This is a genomic window from Bacillus sp. ms-22 (assembly GCF_009759805.1).
GTDB lineage: Bacteria > Bacillota > Bacilli > Bacillales > Bacillaceae > Bacillus > Bacillus xiamenensis.
On sequence record NZ_CP046653.1, the window covers coordinates 1,529,391 to 1,551,266 of the forward strand.

Annotated in this window: 26 protein-coding genes; 21 read left to right on the forward strand and 5 right to left on the reverse strand. The window is 40.6% G+C overall.

The window, feature by feature from the left end:
* Positions 1 to 3 precede the first annotated feature (3 nt).
* On the forward strand, positions 4 to 1,551 hold the full coding sequence (locus GPA07_RS07960) for an ATP-dependent nuclease (protein WP_144610288.1): 1,548 nt from the start codon (positions 4 to 6) through the stop codon (positions 1,549 to 1,551).
* Entirely contained in the window at positions 1,536 to 2,639 is a 1,104-nt protein-coding gene (locus GPA07_RS07965; RefSeq protein WP_144610286.1) for a UvrD-helicase domain-containing protein, read from the forward strand. The genes GPA07_RS07960 and GPA07_RS07965 overlap by 16 nt, the downstream gene beginning before the upstream one ends.
* 103 nt (positions 2,640 to 2,742) lie before the next feature.
* On the opposite strand, the gene sigK is transcribed toward GPA07_RS07965, so the two are convergent.
* The gene (gene sigK, locus GPA07_RS07970) at positions 2,743 to 3,471 is read right to left on the reverse strand and encodes an RNA polymerase sporulation sigma factor SigK (RefSeq protein ID WP_157293144.1); all 729 of its coding nucleotides are present in this window, start codon (positions 3,469 to 3,471) and stop codon (positions 2,743 to 2,745) included.
* Positions 3,472 to 3,702: 231 nt separating this feature from the next.
* On the opposite strand from sigK, the gene GPA07_RS07975 reads away from it, so the two are divergent.
* The 4 genes from GPA07_RS07975 to GPA07_RS18620 all read left to right on the forward strand — a co-directional run bounded on the left by GPA07_RS07975 (position 3,703) and on the right by GPA07_RS18620 (position 6,772).
* Positions 3,703 to 4,824, forward strand: a complete 1,122-nt coding sequence (locus tag GPA07_RS07975; protein WP_008356185.1) for a response regulator aspartate phosphatase — start codon at positions 3,703 to 3,705, stop codon at positions 4,822 to 4,824.
* Positions 4,825 to 4,990: 166 nt separating this feature from the next.
* Positions 4,991 to 5,731, forward strand: a complete 741-nt coding sequence (locus GPA07_RS07980; protein WP_008356187.1) for a polysaccharide deacetylase family protein — start codon at positions 4,991 to 4,993, stop codon at positions 5,729 to 5,731.
* Between the two features lie 84 nt (positions 5,732 to 5,815).
* The gene (locus GPA07_RS07985; RefSeq protein WP_034738389.1) at positions 5,816 to 6,544 is read left to right on the forward strand and encodes an SGNH/GDSL hydrolase family protein; all 729 of its coding nucleotides are present in this window, start codon (positions 5,816 to 5,818) and stop codon (positions 6,542 to 6,544) included.
* 78 nt (positions 6,545 to 6,622) lie between these two features.
* Positions 6,623 to 6,772, forward strand: coding sequence for a hypothetical protein (locus GPA07_RS18620; RefSeq protein ID WP_003217499.1), 150 nt, complete (start codon positions 6,623 to 6,625; stop codon positions 6,770 to 6,772).
* A gap of 135 nt (positions 6,773 to 6,907) precedes the next feature.
* Here the strand turns inward: GPA07_RS18620 and GPA07_RS07990 are convergent, their stop codons facing one another.
* A complete protein-coding gene (locus GPA07_RS07990) occupies positions 6,908 to 7,048 on the reverse strand; it encodes a sporulation histidine kinase inhibitor Sda (protein WP_003217327.1) in 141 nt (46 codons plus the stop codon).
* A 362-nt stretch (positions 7,049 to 7,410) separates the two neighbouring features.
* Here GPA07_RS07990 and GPA07_RS07995 point away from each other — a divergent pair, with 362 nt between their 5' ends.
* The 8 genes from GPA07_RS07995 to GPA07_RS08030 are packed head-to-tail and all read left to right on the forward strand — an operon-like array spanning position 7,411 to position 12,428.
* Positions 7,411 to 7,932: a YqeG family HAD IIIA-type phosphatase gene (locus tag GPA07_RS07995; RefSeq protein ID WP_008356191.1), complete on the forward strand. Its 522-nt coding sequence runs from the start codon at positions 7,411 to 7,413 to the stop codon at positions 7,930 to 7,932.
* A 2-nt stretch (positions 7,933 to 7,934) separates the two neighbouring features.
* Complete coding sequence (gene yqeH / locus GPA07_RS08000) at positions 7,935 to 9,035, forward strand: ribosome biogenesis GTPase YqeH (RefSeq protein ID WP_008356193.1); 1,101 nt, start codon at positions 7,935 to 7,937, stop codon at positions 9,033 to 9,035.
* 21 nt (positions 9,036 to 9,056) lie between these two features.
* Positions 9,057 to 9,899: a shikimate dehydrogenase gene (gene aroE / locus GPA07_RS08005; protein ID WP_008356196.1), complete on the forward strand. Its 843-nt coding sequence runs from the start codon at positions 9,057 to 9,059 to the stop codon at positions 9,897 to 9,899.
* The gene (gene yhbY / locus GPA07_RS08010) at positions 9,893 to 10,183 is read left to right on the forward strand and encodes a ribosome assembly RNA-binding protein YhbY (RefSeq protein ID WP_008342507.1); all 291 of its coding nucleotides are present in this window, start codon (positions 9,893 to 9,895) and stop codon (positions 10,181 to 10,183) included. Before aroE ends, yhbY begins: the two co-directional genes overlap by 7 nt.
* 13 nt (positions 10,184 to 10,196) lie before the next feature.
* On the forward strand, positions 10,197 to 10,766 hold the full coding sequence (locus tag GPA07_RS08015) for a nicotinate-nucleotide adenylyltransferase (RefSeq protein ID WP_071168899.1): 570 nt from the start codon (positions 10,197 to 10,199) through the stop codon (positions 10,764 to 10,766).
* On the forward strand, positions 10,756 to 11,319 hold the full coding sequence (gene yqeK / locus GPA07_RS08020; RefSeq protein WP_008356201.1) for a bis(5'-nucleosyl)-tetraphosphatase (symmetrical) YqeK: 564 nt from the start codon (positions 10,756 to 10,758) through the stop codon (positions 11,317 to 11,319). The genes GPA07_RS08015 and yqeK overlap by 11 nt, the downstream gene beginning before the upstream one ends.
* A 12-nt stretch (positions 11,320 to 11,331) precedes the next feature.
* On the forward strand, positions 11,332 to 11,688 hold the full coding sequence (rsfS, locus tag GPA07_RS08025; RefSeq protein WP_008342502.1) for a ribosome silencing factor: 357 nt from the start codon (positions 11,332 to 11,334) through the stop codon (positions 11,686 to 11,688).
* Positions 11,685 to 12,428, forward strand: a complete 744-nt coding sequence (locus GPA07_RS08030; RefSeq protein ID WP_008356204.1) for a class I SAM-dependent DNA methyltransferase — start codon at positions 11,685 to 11,687, stop codon at positions 12,426 to 12,428. The genes rsfS and GPA07_RS08030 overlap by 4 nt, the downstream gene beginning before the upstream one ends.
* A 48-nt stretch (positions 12,429 to 12,476) precedes the next feature.
* Here GPA07_RS08030 and comER read toward each other — a convergent pair whose 3' ends face one another.
* Positions 12,477 to 13,325: a late competence protein ComER gene (gene comER / locus GPA07_RS08035; protein WP_071168901.1), complete on the reverse strand. Its 849-nt coding sequence runs from the start codon at positions 13,323 to 13,325 to the stop codon at positions 12,477 to 12,479.
* A 90-nt stretch (positions 13,326 to 13,415) separates the two neighbouring features.
* Here comER and GPA07_RS08040 point away from each other — a divergent pair, with 90 nt between their 5' ends.
* From GPA07_RS08040 to GPA07_RS08050, 3 genes are all read left to right on the forward strand, one after another.
* Positions 13,416 to 14,057, forward strand: a complete 642-nt coding sequence (locus GPA07_RS08040) for a helix-hairpin-helix domain-containing protein (protein ID WP_157292316.1) — start codon at positions 13,416 to 13,418, stop codon at positions 14,055 to 14,057.
* Positions 14,058 to 14,122: 65 nt separating this feature from the next.
* Positions 14,123 to 14,692 (forward strand): ComE operon protein 2, encoded by a 570-nt coding sequence (locus GPA07_RS08045; protein ID WP_008356210.1) that lies wholly within the window; start codon positions 14,123 to 14,125, stop codon positions 14,690 to 14,692.
* Positions 14,685 to 17,012, forward strand: a complete 2,328-nt coding sequence (locus tag GPA07_RS08050; protein WP_157293145.1) for a DNA internalization-related competence protein ComEC/Rec2 — start codon at positions 14,685 to 14,687, stop codon at positions 17,010 to 17,012. The genes GPA07_RS08045 and GPA07_RS08050 overlap by 8 nt, the downstream gene beginning before the upstream one ends.
* A 39-nt stretch (positions 17,013 to 17,051) precedes the next feature.
* On the opposite strand, the gene GPA07_RS08055 is transcribed toward GPA07_RS08050, so the two are convergent.
* Entirely contained in the window at positions 17,052 to 17,186 is a 135-nt protein-coding gene (locus GPA07_RS08055; protein ID WP_008342491.1) for a YqzM family protein, read from the reverse strand.
* Positions 17,187 to 17,424: 238 nt separating this feature from the next.
* On the opposite strand from GPA07_RS08055, the gene holA reads away from it, so the two are divergent.
* On the forward strand, positions 17,425 to 18,444 hold the full coding sequence (holA, locus tag GPA07_RS08060; RefSeq protein ID WP_008356215.1) for a DNA polymerase III subunit delta: 1,020 nt from the start codon (positions 17,425 to 17,427) through the stop codon (positions 18,442 to 18,444).
* Between the two features lie 136 nt (positions 18,445 to 18,580).
* On the opposite strand, the gene rpsT is transcribed toward holA, so the two are convergent.
* Entirely contained in the window at positions 18,581 to 18,847 is a 267-nt protein-coding gene (gene rpsT, locus GPA07_RS08065) for a 30S ribosomal protein S20 (protein ID WP_008356217.1), read from the reverse strand.
* Between the two features lie 198 nt (positions 18,848 to 19,045).
* Between rpsT and gpr the strand changes: the two genes are divergently transcribed.
* The 3 genes from gpr (at position 19,046) to GPA07_RS08080 (ending at position 21,782) form a co-directional block, all read left to right on the forward strand.
* A complete protein-coding gene (gene gpr, locus GPA07_RS08070) occupies positions 19,046 to 20,161 on the forward strand; it encodes a GPR endopeptidase (protein ID WP_008356219.1) in 1,116 nt (371 codons plus the stop codon).
* Between the two features lie 66 nt (positions 20,162 to 20,227).
* Positions 20,228 to 21,436 (forward strand): stage II sporulation protein P, encoded by a 1,209-nt coding sequence (locus GPA07_RS08075; protein WP_157292317.1) that lies wholly within the window; start codon positions 20,228 to 20,230, stop codon positions 21,434 to 21,436.
* Positions 21,437 to 21,449: 13 nt separating this feature from the next.
* Positions 21,450 to 21,782, forward strand: a complete 333-nt coding sequence (locus GPA07_RS08080) for a YqxA family protein (RefSeq protein ID WP_008356223.1) — start codon at positions 21,450 to 21,452, stop codon at positions 21,780 to 21,782.
* Positions 21,783 to 21,876: the final 94 nt, after the last annotated feature.

Here is a 21,876-nt window from a genome sequence, read left to right on the forward strand (position 1 = left end):
AAAGTGAAAATTAAAAGTGTTAAGATAAGAGGTTTCAAAAAATTTGTAAGCTTGGATGTTCATTTTAATGACCATTTTTCTGTTTTAGTCGGTGAAAATGAGATTGGGAAATCTACCGTTTTAAAAGCAGTAGACATTGTTTTAAATCAAAGTAGTTTCCTTTATAATGACAGCGCTGCTTCTGGCTATATTAATAGTGAGTTGGCAGAAAAGTTTTTTAAAAACAAAACAAGAGATTTTTTACCAAAGATAGAAGTCGAATTGTTCCTTGATTTGGATGGCAACATAAAATCAATCGATTTTGATGGATTTCACTATAATGCTGCTTCAGAATCAACAACAGGAATTAGATTTGTATATGAATTTAACCCTGAGTTTGAGGATGATATTGATCTTGAAGGCTTTGCAAGTAATAATATCGTTCCAACTGAATACTACAAAGCCACATGGAACACATTTCAGGGAAAGAACTATGTCCGTAGAATGTCTCCAATAAAATTTATCTATTTAGATAATTCTACAATAAAACATGACATTTTCGGTGGCTATGCAAAAAAGATTTTTGATGCAAAAATTGAAGAAAAAGCACAGCGTAAGATTTCCTCTAATTTTAAAAGAGCTATTTCAAAATTTCGAGAAGAACATGATGATGATTTAAAAATTGGTGCTAATCAAAAAATTGGTTTGGACTCATCAAAAACCGATATTATTAAGCTCTTAGATATTTTTGAATCAGGAATATCGATTCAAGATATGGGAAAAGGTCGAGAAAATATTGTGCGAACAGAAATGGCTGTAAACAATAATGTTTTTGATTTAGTGTTAATAGACGAGCCAGAGAACCACTTAAGCTATACTAATACAAGAAAATTGATTGATATGATTAGAAATGTAACTCAGGGACAAGTCGTGATTGCATCCCATAGTTCGTTAATTGTTAACAAGTTGAATCTAAAAAATACAATAATATTGTCAGAACAGAAATCTAATTCTTTAGCAGATCTCAGTGAGGAAACGGCGAAGTATTTCGAAAAAATTGATAATTTGGATGTACTTCGTTTTATATTGGCAGAAAAAGTGATTCTTGTAGAGGGAGCTGCGGAATATATTATTCTACCTAAACTTTTTAAAAAAGTAGTTGAAGAGGAGATAGATAGTTCAGGTATAGATGTGATTTCTATGGGAAGCATATCTTTCGAGAAATATAAAGAACTATCTGATATTTTAAAGAAAAAAGTTGTTGTTATTACTGATAATGACAGGAAAGAAGATGCCGTGTATTCTGTATCTGAGAATTTTATAGTTTGTGCTGATAAATCAACTGATAACTGGACCCTCGAGGTGTCATTTTATAATGTTAACAAGGACTATTTCGACGACATTTATAAAAACAGGAAGACAAAACCTGAGTACCACGAAGAAGAAATGGATAAGGCACTTGCTCATATGCTAAAGAATAAGACCGAGAATGCCCTTGAAATTGAAAAAGCATTAGATGAGTTAATTATTCCAGAATATTTAAAAGAGGCGATTGAATGGATAAGCAAATAGTTTTAGCGGTTGCGGGTTCAGGGAAAACATTCCATATAGCGAATGACTTTGATGTAAATGAACGAGTAATCCTTATTTCCTTTACTAACTCAAATGTAGACAACATACGTAAAGAAGTGCGAAAACGATTTGGAGGAACAATACCTCCCACAGTTCATATTTCGACATTTGATTCGTTTGTGTATAATAATTTACTGAAGCCTTTCGAGCCTATCTCAATGTTCCCCTATATCAGGAGTAGAGGGGTAGATATATGGTCTAGCCCAGTAGAAGATTCTCGAGAACGATCATATATAAAAAAAGAAGAACCTGGACATTTTATAAACTCTACTGGACATTATTTTGTTTCTAGGATGGGTAAACTCTTTCTAGAGCAGGACAGAAGTTATAAAAATATAGTTCTAGCTCGTCTTAGTAAATATTGTGATGCAATATATTTTGATGAATTTCAGGATTATAATGGTGCTGATTTCAAGACAATGAAATATTTACTGGAGAAAACAAAAATAAGAGTAACAGCAGTTGGTGATATATTTCAGAGTTGCCTAACTCCAATAAGAAGTCGAGCCAGTGGTTCGTCATCACCTTTTAATAAAATTCATTCAGCGGCTGATCTGAAAAATAAACTCTCAAACAAAATTATGGTAAATGAGTCTGAATTAACTAAAAGTCGAAGAGTTCCACCTTCTGTTTGTGAGTATATTAAGTCTAATTTAGGAATAAAAATCGATTCAGCTTCGAATATAAACGCTGATATAATAGTACTAAATGAAGTTGAGAACATCCATCAAATCATGATAGATGCTAACATTCCTAAACTGATTTGGAATAGTCGTTTAAAACATGTGGTGGGGAATAATTACATTAATTGGACTTACTCAAAAGGCGATACCTATAGTAAATCATGTGTAATTTTAACAAATATGACTAGTCGAAAAGATCAGTGGATGAGTTCTCTATCAGTTAAAACAAGGAATGCATTATATGTAGCCTTGACTCGTTCAAAGGGTGATTTGTACTTAATATTGAATGAAAATTATAAAAAGTGGAGAAAGTATGCTGATTCGTTACAAGTTAAGAACAGATAAACTTAGAGAAAAAATAAGCAATAAATGATTTTATAAACAATATGGATTAAATTGTCTATCTATAAATAGAGGCCAGAAACTTACTTTTCCTGGCCTCTTAAAATCACTTCCCCTTCTCCCGCTTCCGTTTCTCCTTCTCCGCCCGGTAAAACTCATGAAACATCTTCATCAGTGCGCGTTTCTCTATCCGTGACACATAGCTCCGCGATATCCCGAGCTCCTTGGCTATTTCGCGCTGCGTTTTCTCTTTCTTTAAATCAAGACCGAACCGGCCGACGATGACTTCTTTCTCTCGGCCATCGAGAATGTCGATATACTCCTTGACTTTTTCAAGCTCCATGTTGAGCTGAATGGTATCAATCACATCTTCATTTTCTGATTTTAAAACATCAATTAATGAAATTTCATTGCCTTCTTTATCCTGACCAATAGGATCATGCAGAGAGACGTCCTTTTTTGTTTTTTTGAGTGCACGTAAATGCATAAGGATTTCGTTCTCAATACACCGCGCAGCATATGTTGCCAGCTTTGTTCCTTTTCCAGAGGAATAGCTTTCAATGGCTTTAATCAGTCCGATCGTCCCGATGGAGATGAGGTCTTCAGCGTCTTCCCCGGTATTTTCAAATTTCTTGACAATATGGGCGACGAGCCGAAGGTTATGTTCAATCAGCATGTTTCTTGCATGTTCATCGCCCTGCGCCATAAGGGCTAAGTATTTTTTTTCTTCATCTCCCGAAAGGGGCTGTGGAAAGGCATTGTTTTTGACATAGGACACTAAAAACACCAATTCTTTGACCATCAATCCCATCGCTGTAAATACTCCTGCCACGATTTTCACCTCCACCATGTTTAGGCCACTGCCTATATCCTCAAATGTATGTGAAGGGAGGATTGTCTGTGTCTGTACGAGGAAAAAATCATCTTTTTCGAAAATAATGTGTTTGGGTCCGAATGTTTTTGCTGCCATTCTCATATGTTTGCGGTTTCTTTGCGGTGCTTGGCGGTTAAGAAGCGTGCTAAAATATGTAATATTAGACCGAAAAGGAAGGGGTTTTTTCGGAACATGGGGAAGGTTCTTTCTTCACATGTAGGCATGAAAATTAATGAATGGTATCGAATGATACGGCAGTTCAGTGTTCCAGATGCGGAAATCTTGAAAGCGGAAGTAGAAGCGGAAATTGAACGTATGGAAGAGGACCAGCATTTACTGATTTATTATCAGCTCATGTGTTTTCGGCACCAAATTATGCTCGACTATATACACCCTTCAAAATATAAACCTTTCTCAGTATCTAACCTTGTCGATAAAATCGAAAATTCCAATCATGAGTTATCTGATATGCTGCATTATTACCACGCATTTTTTCGTGGCATGCATGAGTTTAGTCAAAAAGAATATTTAGAGGCCGTCAAATATTATCGAATGGCAGAAAAGCAGCTGTCCATGGTATTTGATGATATTGAGCAGGCTGAGTTTCATTTTAAAGTAGCAGAAGCCTACTATATTATGAAACAAACGCATGTCTCCATGCACCATATTTTAAAAGCACTTGAAATCTACGATCAGCATGCTGCATATTCCATTCGCATTATTCAGTGCCTCTTTGTCATTTCAGGTAATTACCAAGATTTAAAACGTAAAGATCGGGCGCTGCCTCATTTGAAAAAGGCAAAACAGCTCGCATCTCAAATTGACCATCCGCGCATTTATAGCTCGGCGCTCTATAATTTAGGGAAATGTTATGGAGAGCTAGGCTATAGAGAGGAAGCAGAACGATATTTAACCCAATCAGCTGACCTCGCCCGCAAAGAGATGCTTCCTACACTTCCTCATACACTCTATACATTGGCCAAATTGCTTTTTAGACAAAATGAGCAGCCAGAGGCAATGCGCATATTAGAGGATGGGAAATTGGCCGCAAAGAAGCATGAAGACCAGCTGTTCTGTCATATGTTTGAGTATCTGGATGCTTTATATGTTCAGGGAATCAATGAAGAACAACTGCAAAAAACCATTGATTATTTGGAAAAACTTAGCCTATACTCTTATATAGAGGATATCTCACTAGAAATTGCGACAGCCTTAGAAGCCTCTCAACAGTACCAGAAGTCCAACCAGTATTATCGAAAATTACTATGGGCTCAAAATCAAATCCAAGAAGGAGAGTGTCTGTATGAATTCTAAGCAACGTTCGACAGTTGAAGAGAGAAACCAAACGTGAAACAAAAAGCGGGCCTGATGGGCCGGCTTTTTTTATGCGGAAAAGAAGCAGACATGATCATGAATCTTGAATGAATTCATCAGAAAGCGGGCAATTTAATGTGTAATCATGTTCTGTGGAGGCGGTCTGATGAAAGGGTTGCATATCTTAATGTGTGTATGCGTATTATGTGCTTTTGTTCCTAATAAAATAGAGGCGCGGACATTAAAAAGAATCGACCTAGAAAAAACAGGGCGAGCCTTTTGGGACATGAGAGAGGAACGGAAAAAGATTGCGTTAACCTTTGATGATGGCCCTCATCCGGAATACACAAATCAAATACTAGATGTGCTGAGAGAGCATGAAGTGAATGCCAGCTTTTTTGTTATAGGGAGCCGTATGCATGCATACCCACAAATAGCAGAGCGGATTGTAGGCGAAGGAAATGAGCTCGGCAATCATACGATGAACCATTCGTATTTTGACCTTTTGTCATCGAAGGAAATCAAGCAGGAACTAAAAGAATCAGCAGCTCATATCGCATCCCTCCAGCCAGGCGGCCCTTTATTATTTCGTCCTCCTGGCGGACGCTTGAGCATGAAATCATTCCGCATTCTTTCAAAGCAAGGATATGATGTGGTCATGTGGTCCTTTACGCAAGACCCGAAGGACTGGTCAAGGCCTGGTGCACACAAAATAGCCAGCCGTATTATCGAAAATATTCAGGGCGGCGATATCATCCTTTTACATGATGGCGGAGGAAATCGTAAGCAGACGGTAGAAGCGCTGAAACAGGTGGTCCCTGAATTAAAGAATAGAGGCTATGAGTTTGTGAAAGTCAGCGAACTGCTCCATCATGATAGAGCTTATGTGCCGGTTCAGTTACAATAGAAAGCATTCGTCAAAAACAGTCATTCATTGAAACCAAAAGTCTTGTCGTTTACTATATGAAGAGGGCTTTTGGAGGTGAATGTTGTGAAGAAATTTGTTTTCCTTTTCATCCTCTTATGTGTCGCTGCTGGGTGCTCAAAACCAGCGCAGGAAAGCGTCATTGCATTCGGTGACAGTAACACAAGAGGATCAAACTGGGATTTTCGAGATTATCCAACATCTGAAAAATGGGTGAATCTCATGAAAAACGTCGAGCGCGGCCAAATTCAAGTGAAGAATGCAGGCATTGGCGGGCAGACAACAGAAGATGCGAAGCTTCGCTTTGAGCAAGATATTTTAAAACAAAAACCAACTTACGTCCTCATCATGTTCGGCACAAATGATGCGGCGATTCTAGACGGGAAACACCCTCGCGTGACCAAAAAACGATTTAAAGAAAACTTAACCTACTTCATTTCTGAAAGTAGAAAAGAAGGGATTACCCCGATTCTCATGACCTGTGTGCCTGTTGTAGAAGGTGGGAAAAAGGGCTTGTATTATTACTCCCGGTATAAGTCATCTTATTTTGCTGAGAGAGGCGGGGCAAGAGCTTGGCAAAACTCATATAATGACATCACAAGAGAAGTAGCAAAAAAACAGCAAGTGCCGCTTGTCGACAATTGGAAAGCTTTCATCCGAGAAGCTGGTGAAGACAGTGACAATGCCCTGATTCAGTCAGGTCTCATTGACCCTTCTGGCAATCATATGACACCAAAAGGGGCGAGAATCATTTATAACGAAATCAAAGAGCGTGATGTCATTAAACATTTTTAAATGCAGGCCATCTGCCTAAACAAGACCATCCATCTAGCATAGTCTAACAGTATATCTTCCTAGAAGGAGGTAACTGATATGTGGGGATGTCCTTATCCTTACCCTGCGTGTTCGCCTTATCCAGCTCAAGGAGCAGGAATCGGTTACGCTTTTCTTGTTGTATTCCTTGTTGTCATTTTGGTCGTAGGCGGAGGGTTATGGTTTTGGAATGAACAGCCTTGCAAATAAGACACCTCTTCTTTGATTAGAAGGGGTGTTTTTTACGGAAAATAGTAGTAAGCATATAGCGCAAGTGATATAATATCAGTCACCTGAGTTTAAAAAGGAGAGTGCTCGGGAGGCATGGTTCCTGGTGATATGGAATTAAGAGGAAACAGAGAGCATATGCCCGAGCGAACGTCTTTTCATTTCTGTCTCAATTAATTCAATGAAGTCACGATTTAAGTTCATTTCATTTGCTTTATAATACGATTCTATAAGTAAATCATCTGACAGCTTTTTCATACTAGAAACCCATATGATGGGAAAAACACCTCCCCTGAAAAAGTTGGCATAAAACTTGAGGAAAAGACATATCATCATAGGTTGATCGAATGTCTTTGAAGTACCTTTAATCTAACATGAATGGGAAACAAGAACAATCGTTCTGTTATCCACATGGGTAAGTGGATAACTTGTGGGTAGAGTGTTTATAATTGAATGAAAGCATGATGAAATATAGGTGGATAATGTGTGTAAAATTATCCACACCTGTTGAAGGTCCTCATCATATGTCGAAAACTTTTTCATTGTATTCGATAGACAGACAAATTATGATTTGATTCGACACGATCGCTGAAAAACCAAAGGAAGAAAGGGTGCAAACTGTGCTAAAGAAGTATTTCTTACCAGATGAATTTGTGAAAAGTATTTTCCACATTTCACCGCAAAAACTAAAAGAACGAAATGTGAAAGGCATTATTACCGATTTAGATAACACACTAGTCGAATGGGACCGTCCAAGTGCGACCCCGCGTTTAATTGAATGGTTTCAAGAGATGAAAGATCACGGGATACAAGTGACGATTGTATCGAACAATAACGAAAAAAGGGTCAAGCTTTTTTCTGAGCCGGTGCACATTCCGTTTATTTATAAAGCGAGAAAGCCTATGGGACGAGCTTTTAATAAGGCAGTTGCTGATATGCAATTGAAAAAAGAAGATGTGGTTGTCATTGGAGATCAGCTTATGACAGATGTGCTTGGCGGGAACAGACATGGCTTCCATACGATTTTGGTTGTTCCTGTTGCGGCGTCGGACGGATTTTTCACGAAGTTTAACAGGCAGATTGAACGCAGAATTTTAGGAGCCTTAAAGCGTAAGGGCCACATTCAGTGGGAGGAAGAGTAATAATGGAAAAGGTTGTTTGTATTGGCTGCGGTGTAGCCATTCAGACGGAAAATAAAGATCAATTAGGATATGCGCCGGCAGCATCTCTATTGAAAGAAGATGTGATCTGCCAGCGCTGTTTTAGGTTAAAGAACTACAATGAAATTCAGGATGTGTCATTAACCGAAGACGACTTTTTAAATATTTTACACAGCATTGGCGAGACCGATTCTTTAATTGTGAAGGTCGTTGATATTTTTGACTTTAACGGAAGCTGGATCAATGGGCTGAGCCGTATTGTCGGTGGTAATCCGATTTTGCTTGTCGGCAACAAAGTAGATATATTACCGAAATCCGTGAAAAAGGACCGTCTTGTTCAATGGATGAAGCGGGAAGCAAAAGAAAACGGATTAAACCCAATTGATGTATTCTTAATCAGTGCAAGCAGAGGACAAGGTGTGCCTGAGGTGATGGAAGCAATCGACCATTACCGCGACGGGAGAAATGTCTATGTTGTCGGCTGTACGAACGTCGGAAAATCAACATTTATTAATCGAATCATTAAAGAGGTGTCTGGGGAAGAGAATGTGATCACCACATCCCAATACCCGGGGACAACACTTGATGCCATTGAGATTCCGCTTGATGACGGGTCAGCGTTATTTGATACGCCGGGCATCATCAATCGTCATCAAATGGCGCATTATGTGGACAAAAACGATTTGAAAATTTTAACGCCGAAAAAAGAATTAAAGCCGAGAACGTTCCAGTTAAATGAAGCTCAAACGCTTTACTTTGGCGGGCTCGCTCGATTTGATTATGTAAAAGGCGGCAGAACCTCATTTGTCTGCTACATGCCAAACGAGCTCAACATTCACCGGACAAAGCTGGAGAACGCAGATGACTTATATGAAAAGCATGCAGGAGAGCTGCTTTCACCGCCGTCAAAAGAGGGAATGGAAGATTTTCCGCCGCTCGTTCCGCACACCTTTACCATTGATCAGCCGAAAACGGACATTGTCTTTTCAGGACTAGGCTGGGTGACAGCGAATGATGCAGGAAAGCAAATCAAAGTCTATGCGCCAAAAGGCGTTCATGTGTTTATGAGACGTTCGTTAATTTAAAAGTTCAAAGGGGGAGAGACCTTGAAACCTTTATACGGATTAATCGGTTACCCTGTTGGCCATTCAATGTCTCCAGATATTCATAACGCAGCATTAAAGGATGCTGGAATTGATGGGCATTATCATGGCTTTCAAGTAGAAGAACACGATCTTGCAGATGCCGTCAGCGGCATGAAAGCCTTAGGAATCAGCGGTTTTAATGTCACTGTCCCGCACAAGGTGGAGATCATGCAGTACCTTGACAAAATTGATGTAACAGCTGAACGCCTGCGTGCAGTCAATACTGTGCGTCTCGAAAAAGGTCAGCTTGTTGGATACAATACAGATGGAGAAGGCTTTCTTCATTCATTGCTTGAAGCTTTAGATCAGCCGTTATCAGAGCTGTCATTTCTTATGATCGGTGCTGGCGGAGCGGCAAGAGCGATTTATATGACAATGGCTGAATATGCTCCGAAAAGCTTTGACATCACCAACCGCACCATTGAAAAAGCTGAGTCGTTAATTGAAAGTGCTGAAGGGAAAATCACATCAAGTGCTATCCCATTAAATCAAGCAGAAGAACGGCTCGGGAATTATGATGTCATCATCCACACAACCTCAATCGGGATGTACCCGAATGTTGAAGAAACCCCAATTTCTTTAACAAAAGCAAAGAAAACAGCGGTCGTTTGTGATATTGTGTATAATCCAATAGAAACAAAGCTGCTTAGTGAAGCAGCCGGGTTAGGTTTGAAAACAGTAGATGGGGTTGGTATGTTTGTCGGTCAAGCGGCAAGAGCCTTTGAACTGTGGACGGGCATCACGCCTGACGCCAGAAAAATGAAGTCAATTGTCATAGAGAAACTAGGAGGAACACCATGTTAAAAGGTAAGCAAAAACGTTTTTTACGTGCACAAGCACATCATTTATCCCCTATTTTTCAAGTGGGAAAAGGCGGGGTAAATGACAATATGGTCAAGCAAATTTCCGAGGCGCTTGAAGCAAGAGAACTTTTGAAAGTGAGCGTATTGCAAAACTGCGACGAGGACAAAACAGAGGTCGCAAAAGCACTTGTAAAAGGCGCAAAGGCTGAACTCGTTCAAACGATCGGAAATGTGATTGTCCTGTACAAAGAATCTAAGGAAAATAAACAAATTAAGCTGCCGTAAAGGTGGATATGATATGAAAAAAATAGGGTTGTTCGGCGGTACGTTTGATCCCCCGCATAACGGGCATCTGCTGATGGCAAGTGAGGTGCGTTTCCAAGTAGGTCTTGATGAAATTTGGTTTATCCCAAATCACAAGCCTCCGCATAAAACGGGCAAAAAACGAGCAGATAGTCATCATCGCGTGAAAATGGTGGAAAAAGCGATTCAGTCAAATCCACATTTTCGAATCGAGCTTATTGAATTGGAGCGAGAGGGCCCTTCTTATACAGTAGATACCGTGGAGCTGTTAAAGAAGCATCATCCTGAAGAGGAGTTCTTTTTTATGATTGGAGCGGACATGGTCGATAATTTGCCGAAATGGCACCGAATTGATGAGTTGCTTCAGATGATCACCTTCATTGGGATGAAAAGACCAGGTTATGTAGGAAGTACGACGTATCCTCTTTTGTTTGCAGATGTTCCAGCATTTGATGTATCATCGACATTGATTAGGCAGCGAATGAAGCAGGGGAAACCTGTCGATTATTTGATCCCGAAAGCTGTTGAGCGTTATATAAAGGAGCATCATTTATATGAATCGTGAAGAAGCATTAAACTGTGTCAAAGAACAGTTAACTGAGCATAGGTATACACATACACTTGGGGTCATGGATACAGCCATTTCATTAGCGGAACGATTTGGTGCAGATGTGAAAAAAGCAGAGATGGCCGCTATTTTTCATGATTATGCCAAATTCAGACCAAAGGAAGAAATGAAGGGCATCATCCAGCAGGAGCAGATGAACCCTTTATTGCTTGATTATTCCCCCGAGCTTTGGCATGCCCCAGTCGGTGCATATTTGGTCAAAAAAGAAGCTGGAATTGACGACCAGGACATCTTAACTGCGATTGAATTTCATACGTCCGGCAGACCAAACATGACATTGCTTGAAAAAGTCATTTATGTTGCTGACTATATAGAGCCAGGACGTCATTTTCCTGGTGTAGAAGAAGTAAGAGAGTTAGCAGAGCATGATTTGGATCTTGCCCTGATTCAAGCATTAAAAAACACAATCAGCTTTTTAATGAAAAAGAATCAGCCAATCTTTCCAGATACACTTGCTACTTATAACTCGCTTGTGCATAAGAACAACTAAGGAGGAATTTTGATGGATGCATCATCAATTTTAAACATCGCAGCAGGAGCATGCGATGATAAGCGGGCAGAGGACATTATTGCCCTGAATATGCAAGGAATCTCACTTGTTGCAGATTATTTTCTCATTTGTCACGGGAATTCTGACAAACAAGTCCAGGCCATTGCAAGAGAAGTAAAACATCTTGCAGAAGAAGGCGGCATCGAAGTCAAAAAGATGGAAGGCTTTGATGAGGCAAGATGGGTATTGATTGATCTAGGAGATGTCATTGCTCATGTGTTCCACAAGGAAGAAAGAGGATACTATAACCTAGAAAAGTTATGGGGAGATGCGCCGAGAGAAACGCTTTCACTTGGCATTAATTCATGATTTATCAAGGGTTTGCAGGTGTGTATGATGAGCTCATGACACATGCACCTTATGATGAATGGGTTCAGTGGATACAGCAGTATATCAAGCCGAATAGTACCATCATTGATGTAGGCTGTGGAACTGGAGAGATATCTCTGCGGTTAGCTGAAAAAGGCCACATGGTTACAGGAATTGACTTAAGCGAAGAGATGCTGGCATTTGCGCAGCAAAAAGCACAGGCTCACAAGCAGTCGATTCAATTTTTACATCAGGATATGAGAGAGCTTACGGGCTTTGAACAAGCCTTTCAAGCAGCGGTTATTTGCTGTGATTCATTGAACTACTTAAAAAACGAAAATGACGTCAAAAAAACCTTTAAAAACATGTTTCAGCTTTTAGAGGCAGGTGGGGTTTTACTCTTTGACGTTCATACCCCTTATAAAATGGAAGAGGTATTCCCTGGCTCTACCTTCGCAGATCAAGATGAAGAGATCAGCTACATTTGGCAGAGTGATAAAGGGGATGCCATGTATTCGGTCATTCATGATTTAAGTTTTTTTGTAAAGGACGGAGACGTGTATCAGCGTTATGATGAGACGCATGAACAGCGTACATTTCCATTTGAGACTTATGCAGCGTTTCTTGAGTCAGCTGGCTTTGAAAAGATTGAAGTGACTGCTGATTTTACAAATGAAGCACCTCAGGAATTCGCCGAAAGATATTTTATTTCAGCTAAGAAACCAAAAACCATCGTTTAGTGGAACGATGGTTTTTTAAAACCCTTTTTTCGTTTGTTGCAAAGGTCACTAATTTCTGCGATCATCAGTAAACACACTCGGCGGGTATTGATGCGCAACCGCTTCAAGATCTTCATCGAACTTTTCATGGGTGTTTTGAAAAAGCCGGTGAAACATATCTTGAACACCTGCTTCAAGTGCTTTAATGCCCTCACCAGTGACGCCGCCTTTCACACACACTTTGTCCTGCAGGGCCGGAAGGGTATACACTCTTTTTTCAATCAAACGGCCAAGTCCTACAAGCATGTCTTCTGATAAGGTGGTGGCTTCCTCTTTTGAAATATCCGTTTCTTCAACGGCGGCTTCAATCATTTTCTGAACGAGAAAGCTGATAAAAGCAGGTCCGCAACTGACAATATCTGAAGCTGCCCGTGTGATTGAATGATGAATTTCAATTGGAGTTGAAATGCGCGAAGCTAGTTGTCTTAGTGTCGCTTTCGTCGCAACATTGCATGATGAACCGAAAGTTAAAAGGGATGCGCCTGATAACGCACGGTTTGTGATGCTTGGAATCAGTCTGGCTGTTTGACAAGGAACGATATCCTGAAGCTGTTCAGGATGAACAGGACTTGTAATAATGACAATGGTTTGCTGTTCTGTTAACAGCGGGCTCAGCTCTTTTAACAGTGGATAAATATCCAGTGGTTTGACACAAATAAAGATGAAATCTTTATTTGTTACAGCCCCTGAAAGCTGTTTCGTTACTTCGAGCTCTGGGTGGTTCTTTTTTATATTGAATGCTTTTTCAATGGTTCGGTTTGTGATGGTGATGGATGAGGGATTGACTGCCTTCGATTCAATAAATGCCTCAGTAAGTATGGTACCCATGTTTCCTGTACCGATTAACCCGATATTCAAACGTTCTCCCTCCTTAGACGCATAGGATCTGTTATCTTCTAAACAGTATGTGAAGCAGTAGGAAAATATGATTGAAAGAAGCGTGAGCAAGTGAAAGGACTTATTCTATTGAAAAAATACAGACTCTATGTCGCAGCGGCAATTATTATCGCTGCCATCATCAGCTTTTTATTTTTAGCAGGAAAAAAAGAAAACAGCGCTGAGCCGAGTGTGTTGAAGGAAACAAAAGACATGTCAATCACATTAGAAGACAAGCAGGAGAGTGCAGAAAATGAGTCATCATCCATTGTAGTGGAGGTGAAAGGAGCTGTAAGAAAACCGGGTGTATATTCGTTTCGACCTGAGGATCGGGTTGAAGATGCGATTAAAAGAGCAGGAGGCTTTACTCGTAAGGCGGATACGTTTGACATCAATCAAGCCGCAAAATTACAGGACAGTATGATGATTTATGTACGAAAGCAGGGAGAAGAAGGCAGGCAAATGCAGCCGGCAGCAGCAGACACTTCATCAGGAAATTCATCAAAAAATGAAATGAGTCAAGTTGTGAATGTGAATCAAGCTGATGCAGCGGAGTTGCAGACCATTAATGGGATAGGTCCAGCCAAAGCAGAAGCCATCATTGCGTATAGAGAAGAACATGGAGAATTTCAACAAATTGAAGATTTGCGGAACATTTCGGGTTTTGGCGAGAAGACCATCAAACGGCTGAAAAATCAACTGACGGTCAAGTAGAATTGACGGTATAGAAGAAAGGCATGTACACTTAATACCATACATCATTCTGGAGGGATCAGCTCGTGGAGAGAATTTCATGGAATCAATATTTTATGGCGCAAAGCCATTTGCTTGCTTTGCGAAGCACCTGTGAGCGGTTAGCTGTCGGGGCCACCATCGTAAGAGATAAGCGTATCATTGCAGGAGGATACAATGGCTCCATTGCTGGTGATGTGCACTGTGCAGATGTAGGATGCTATGTGATAGATCATCACTGCGTTCGCACAATTCATGCGGAGATGAACGCCATTTTGCAATGTGCCAAATTTGGTGCACCAACAGCAGATGCTGAAATCTATGTGACGCACTTTCCTTGTTTGCAGTGCTGTAAAGCGATTATTCAAGCAGGTATTCGAACAGTGTATTATGCGAAGGATTATAAAAATCATCCTTATGCTGTCGATTTATTCGAGCAGGCCGGAGTTCAAACGGAACAGGTTGAACTAGATGAAATGATCATTGACTTAAAAAACCAAGAAAAATTAGCCTTTGTTGCGGATTTAATTGGCAAACTAAGTGAATCAGGACTTAGCGAAACAGAAATTCGACAAATGCATGAAAAGGCGAATCAATTATTTACTTCCTATGTTTAAGTATTTGCCGTTCGGGGCGATTTCAGCAGCTGCTGGAATTGCTCTGGCCGCATGTCATCTTCATGTGTATTTTTTTCTTTTTCTTCTTGTTTTTCTCCTAATCAGCTTGCTCAAAAAAACACCCCAGCTTTTTCTAATCGTTAGCTTGTGTGGAACGATTTATACACTCATGTTTATGGTTCATCAGTCTCTTGAAGCGAATCATACCGCACAAGAAAAATCATTTTCTGGTTCAGTAGTGATTGAAAGCATTCCGAAAATAGATGGCAATCGTTTTTCAGCAACTGTTTCAACAGAAGATGAGCGATTAGCCGCTTTTTATACAATTCAAACGGAGTATGAAAAAGATGCGCTAAATAGCGTGGTGCCGGGAATGAGCTGTCATATGTCAGGTGATGTTCGATTACCTAAACACGCCACCATACCTAACGGGTTTCAATATGATCAATTTCTAAAAACAAAAGGCATTGATGCTGTTTTCTTGCCAAAGTCTATTAAAAGCTGCACAAAACATGACAGCCCTTCACATGTGCTCTCGGTCTTAAGACAGAAAGGGCTAAGATTTCTTGAAAACCTTGTTCCTAACAGCTCTGTAGGAATTGTACAGGCGCTCATTTTTGGAGACCGTGAATTGATTGATCCTGACACATTAAGAGATTATCAAATGCTTGGCATCATTCACTTATTAGCCATCTCAGGACTTCATGTTCAAACGCTGCTCGCCTGCCTGTTTTGGTGTTTGCTCCGCGTTGGCGTGACAAGAGAGACAGCGCGTATTCTGTTATTATGCTTTCTTCCGGTTTATGCTTGTTTGACAGGTGCTGCGCCGTCCGTTTTGAGAGCTTGTCTCATGGCAGGGATCTATTTGGTCATCACAAGCCTGCCAAAAGAAATGAAACAGCCTTCTGCGGTGGTCTTAAGCGTGACATTTTTGCTTTTATTGGCTATTCAGCCACTTTATTTATTTGATGTCGGTTTTCAGCTTTCATTTGTGGTGACATTTTTCATTTTATTATCCACAAGAATTTTATCAAAAGCGAAAAGTTCGGTGATGCAGTTATTCCTCATTTCCTTTATTGCACAGCTTGCCTCACTTCCTGTTCTTTTATATTACTTTCAGCAATTTTCCTTGCTGAGTGTTCCTTTGAATATGATTTTTGTGCCTTTTTATACAATCGTTGTCATGCCTCTGTCTTTACTCTTTTTCCTTTTGTCTTTGATTTATCTTCCGCTTGGTCAAACTTTGTTTCAGCTGCTTGATTCGGTGATCCGGTTTAGTCATCAGCTGTCAGCGCATATGGCTTCTTATGATGGTCTCACCCTGATCTTTATGAAATCTACTTGGTGGCACGTTCTCCTAGAGGTTTCCTCTATTATTTTTCTATTATTTGTGCTTGAATGTAAAACTTCCATCAAATCTTATGCTGTGCCGCTTCTTTTTCTCATTGGTGCACTCGGTGTACACTATTTCACTCCAAACTTTCTTCAAAAAGGAGAGGTCACGATGCTGGATGTAGGGCAAGGGGATAGTTTGTTTATTCAGCTCCCTTATCGAGCGGGGCATATATTAATAGACACAGGAGGCAGACTTTCTTTTAAAGAAGAGCCGTGGAAAAAAAGACGAAAAGTATCTACGATCGGTGATCAAACGCTTATCCCGTTCTTGCATGCAAAAGGAATAGCAAAACTTGATCTTCTCATTCTCACACATGCCGATCAAGACCATATGGGAGAAGCGATGCGGTTAATGAAGCGAAATAAAGTAAAGCGGCTTGCCGTACCAAAAGGCTTTGCCCGAAGTCCGGAAGATGCAAAGCTGTTAGCGGAAGCGGCTGATCAAGGGATACCTGTTGATGAATTAGAGAGAGGAGATCAGCTGAGGATTGGAGGACAAGTAATGGAGGTTCTTCATCCGGCAAATGATCGGGTGACGAGTAAAAATAATGATTCACTTGTTCTCGCCCTTACTCTTGGCGGAAAGCGTTTTATATTCACGGGGGATCTTGAACAAGAAGGGGAACGAGAAATCATAAAAGCGTATCCCCAGCTGCGAGCAGATGTCTTGAAGGTTGCCCATCACGGGAGTAAAGGCTCAACAAGTGAAGAATGGCTTCAGCAATTGAAGCCGTCATTTGCACTTATTTCAGCAGGTGAACGAAATCGGTATCAGCATCCTCATCAAGAAGTCTTGAAAAAACTCAACGATCATCAAACAAAGGTGTATCGTACAGATATCGCTGGAAGTGTGACCTATGAATTTCTTGAAGAGAATGGAACATTTTACGCTCATCCTCCATATGATATCTTACAAAATCAATAAAAAAACTGCCAAAACGGCAGTCATCTTGCATTCATGTAGTTAAGATCCAACAAGGTGTATAACTGTTGCCAAAATAAACATTGAGGCGAAAAATCCGAATGTGACGATAAAACCAACAGCTGAGTCGGTCACATCATTCCGCTTGCTTTGAACATTCTTTTCAAATTCATTCATTTTCATCCCTCCTGGCTAATTTTAGTATACTTGAACTCATTTGGAATTGCTAGAAGGCAAAGTAACCGTTTTCCATTTTCATGATCATTTTGTGAATATCGTCTGACTGTGAGCTGACCCGGGAGCTTACGTGAGACGTTTACTATAAATGAGGAGGCGGCACTTTCAGCTTCCTCTTTACTAATGTCTCCACACACTTTAGGATAGAGGAGGAAGTGAAAGAGAGGGATTCGAGCGAATGGTCTTTGAGATATGGAACAATTTTAAAAAAGGGGATATCCATCCCGTTTATTGCTTATATGGAAAAGAAACATACTTATTGCAAGAGACAGCTGCTAAATTGAGACAAGCTGTGGTCGACGAAGAAACGAAGGATTTTAACTACTCGGTTTTTGATATGGAAGAGGTGCCGCTTGAGCAGGCTGTGACGGACGCCGAAACATTTCCGTTTATGGGAGAACGACGTCTTGTGGTGATCAAGAATCCTTATTTTCTGACAGCAGAAAAGAAAAAGGAAAAAATAGAGCATCAGCTTTCTGTATTAGAAGCTTATTTAGAAAAGCCAGCTCCTTACACCATTCTTGTCTTATTAGCACCTTATGAAAAACTGGATGAACGTAAGAAAATCACGAAATTACTGAAAAAGAAAGCAGCTGTGGTCGAGGCGAAAGAGTTAAATCCTAAAGAAACGACTGATTTTACCATCACATTGGTGAAAACAGAAGGAAAAACAATCACAGCCGAAGCGGCAGAACAGCTTGTGATGTTATGTGGTGGAAGTCTGTCCTCCCTTTTCCAAGAGGTCCGGAAGCTCAGTACATATATTGGAGAGCGGGAGGAAATTGAGCTGGCTGATGTCAATCAGCTCGTTGCACGAAGTCTGGAGCAGAATATTTTCGAACTGATCAACCAAATCGTGAACAGGCGCCGTTCTGAAGCTATGCAAATGTTTTATGACCTCCTAAAGCAAAATGAGGAACCCATCAAAATATTGGCACTCATTTCAAATCAATTTCGATTAATTCTGCAAACGAAGTACTTTGCTCAGCAGGGATATGGGCAAAAACAAATTGCGTCAAACCTGAAAGTCCATCCATTCCGGGTCAAACTCGCTATGGATCAAGCGAGTTTGTTTTCAGAAGAAGAGCTCAAGCGCATCGTCAAAGAGCTTTCCACGATTGATTATGAAATGAAAACGGGCAAAAAGGACAAGCAGCTGTTATTAGAATTGTTCCTGCTTCGCTTATTAGGGGCATGAGAATATAAAAAAACGACCTTCTGAAAAGAGGGTCGTTTTTGTTTAGATGTATAATTGCCAGTCTGTCCTTATGGCTAAGCCGGTCAGGACGGACGTACAGTTAAACAGGTGCCTCATGACTGAGGCGTTGCAATTATTATGCAGAAAGTCCGTTTACTTGTTTAGCAAGTCTTGATTTATAACGCGCAGCTGCGTTTTTGTGTACAAGACCAGTTTTAACGGCTTTGTCAATGCGTTTTGCAGCAGAAGAAAGAGCAGCTTTTGCTTGCTCAGCATCGTTCTTAGCGACAGAAGCTTCAACTTGTTTAATCGCAGTACGCATCGCAGACTTGATCGTTGCGTTGTGTGCACGGCGTTCGTTATTCGTTTTTGTACGTTTGATCGCTGATTTAATATTTGGCATGTGTTTCACCTCCTAAGATACAACCTAAACACAATTGTCTTAAGGTTAAATCTTCACAATAGAACAAATTGTATTCTATCAAACACACCTTTAGAATGCAATATAAATGTAAAGTATTTTTCATTGATGAAGCGCTCGAATGTTTCTTGAAAGAGATGGAAAGACTACAGTTAATGACTTGGTGGAAGGAGCTTTTTCATGAAGAAACAGAAACTCGATTTAAGCGCATATCAAATCCGGACCGATTTGGCCGTTGAAACAAAAGAGATACTAGAACAAGAGAACGATCCGAATGTCGTCAAAAAGGACGGTATTCAAGGAATTGTCGAGAAGGAAAAGGAAGAGCATGGCATCCGCATACGTACTGTGGAAATCACGAAAGAAGGAGAGGAACTGACAGGGAAAAAGGCGGGTACATACTTAACGCTTGAAGCGCAGGGAATTCGCGAGAAGGATTCTGAGATGCAAGAAAAAGTGGTCGAAGTCTTTGCCCATCATTTTGCTCAGTTTTTAAAAGACCGCGGCATTCAGGCAGATGCGAGCTGTCTTGTTGTGGGACTCGGAAACTGGAATGTCACGCCTGATGCTTTAGGGCCGCTCACAGTTGAAAACTTGCTGGTGACGCGGCATTTATTTGAATTACAGCCTGAAAATGTGCAGGAAGGCTATCGACCTGTGTCTTCTTTATCACCTGGCGTCATGGGACTGACGGGTATAGAAACAAGTGACATTATACAAGGTGTGATTGAACGATCCAAACCGGATTTTGTGATCGCCATAGATGCACTGGCTGCCCGTGCGGTGGAACGGGTGAATACGACGATTCAAATCTCTGATACAGGTATACATCCAGGATCGGGTGTAGGGAATAAGCGCAAGGAATTAAGCAAAGACACATTGGGCATTCCAGTCATTGCGATTGGTGTTCCGACCGTGGTTGATGCAGTAACGATCGCAAGTGACACGATTGATTATGTCTTAAAGCATTTTGGTAGAGAACTGAAAGATGATAGACCTTCCCGATCTTTAGTACCAGCTGGTTTGACATTTGGGAAGAAAAAAGTGCTGAATGAAGAAGACTTACCAGACGAAGAAACGCGTCAATCCTTTTTAGGCATAGTAGGAACGCTGCCTGAAGAAGAAAAAAGACAGTTGATCCATGAAGTGCTTGCACCGCTTGGACAAAATCTAATGGTCACACCGAAGGAAGTCGATACATTCATTGATGACATGGCGAACGTACTCGCCAATGGATTAAATACAGCGCTTCATCAAAAAATCTCTCAAGATAACATGGGTTCTTATAATCATTAAACGGTTCTACTTTCTCTAGCTCGCTCATAGTGTAATTACTAGAAAGCGTGCTGGAGGGAGTAAATCATGAAAAAAAGACCCCGCCGTCCTCGACAGTTGGTTGTTGCGATTAATGGAACGAAAGTAGTGAAGAGTATTTTCTTGTTTATTGCCTCTCTTGTGGTTGTGTTTGTCATGTCAGGGTCTTTGACGTCTTTAAAACCTGAGCTTAGACCTCAAGCGTCATTATATGGTGTGGCAGATGAGCTGTCAGGGGCATTCTTTGCGACCCTAATGGGCATGGAAAACCAATATTTCGCCTCAGCGGTCCCAGAAGATCAGAAAGGATTCAATTTCTCTGGGCTGTCACTCAAGCTTGCCACAAGTATCAATTTAGAAGATCCTCGCAGTTTTCTAGGAAGAGAGCTGCCGGGCTTTGAACATTTTGATACAAAAATCATTTTAGCGGGTGAAGGGACAGACTATACGAATATGCCAATGGAATCGCCGCCGCCAAGTGAAGTCATCAAAGATGAAAAAGAGGCAAATTTGGCTGAGCTGGACAAGCTTGATGAGGATGAGCCGAAAAAGCCTGCGAAAGAGCCGGACCGATCTACAGGAAAACGAAAAGCTGTGTACATTTATCACACACATAATACGGAATCATATTTACCATTTCTAAAAGGAGAGACAGATCCAAACAATGCGCGGCACTCAAAAGTGAACGTCACCCTTGTCGGCGACATGTTTGGTAAAGCGCTCGACCAGCAAGGAATCGGCAACACAGTCGATAAAACGGAAATTGAAAAAAGACTGCTGCAAAAAGGGTTAAAGTATCCGCAATCGTATAATGAATCGAGACTGGTTGTAAAAGAAGCCCTCGCTAAAAATGAGGACCTCAACTATTTAATAGATATTCACCGTGATTCAAGAAGAAAGAAAGATACCACAGTAGAGATCAAAGGCAAGAAATATGCACGGATAGCGTTTGTTGTTGGGAAGAAGAATCAAAGCTATGAGAAAAACTTAAAGCTGGCGACGGAGTTCCACCATTTGATGGAGAAAAAATATAAAGGTCTCAGCGTCGGAGTGTTTGCCAAAGGAGAAATTGGTGATAATGGAATCTATAATCAAGACTTATCTGACAAAGCCCTTCTTTTAGAATTTGGCGGTGTGGATAATAATATGGAAGAATTGAAAAATGCATCTAACGCAGCAGCTGATGTGTTCAGTGAGATTTTCTGGGACGCAGAAAAGGTAAACGGCAAAGCAAAGGATGAGAAAAAACGGTCTTAAGGTGGTGCAGGGCATGGGCTCATTTATCGGAAAAACCATTATTTTAGGGTTGGTATTGCTGTTTGGCGTCTTTTTAGGAATGCAGCAAGCCAATAATGGCATGCTTCAAATGAAGGGCTACCATGATCCGCAATTAAAAGGGGCCTTCACGATTCACATGAATGACGATCAAGAAAAAGAAGCCTCTATTTTAGGAACAGCTGTGACAGAAAAGGATTTAGCAGAAAAGCAAAAGCAGCTTGAAGAAATGGAGAGCTTTAATGCCTTCTCTAAGGCAGGGAAAGCTTTATCTGATGGCATGACCCATGCAGCCCGTTCTCTTTATGATTGGGTGAATGGGAAATAAACAGTGAATTTCATAAGATCACACACCTTTTCATGAAAGCCGCTAACCGATGAGCGGCTTTTCTTGATTTCGATTGAATCTTTACAGCCCTATT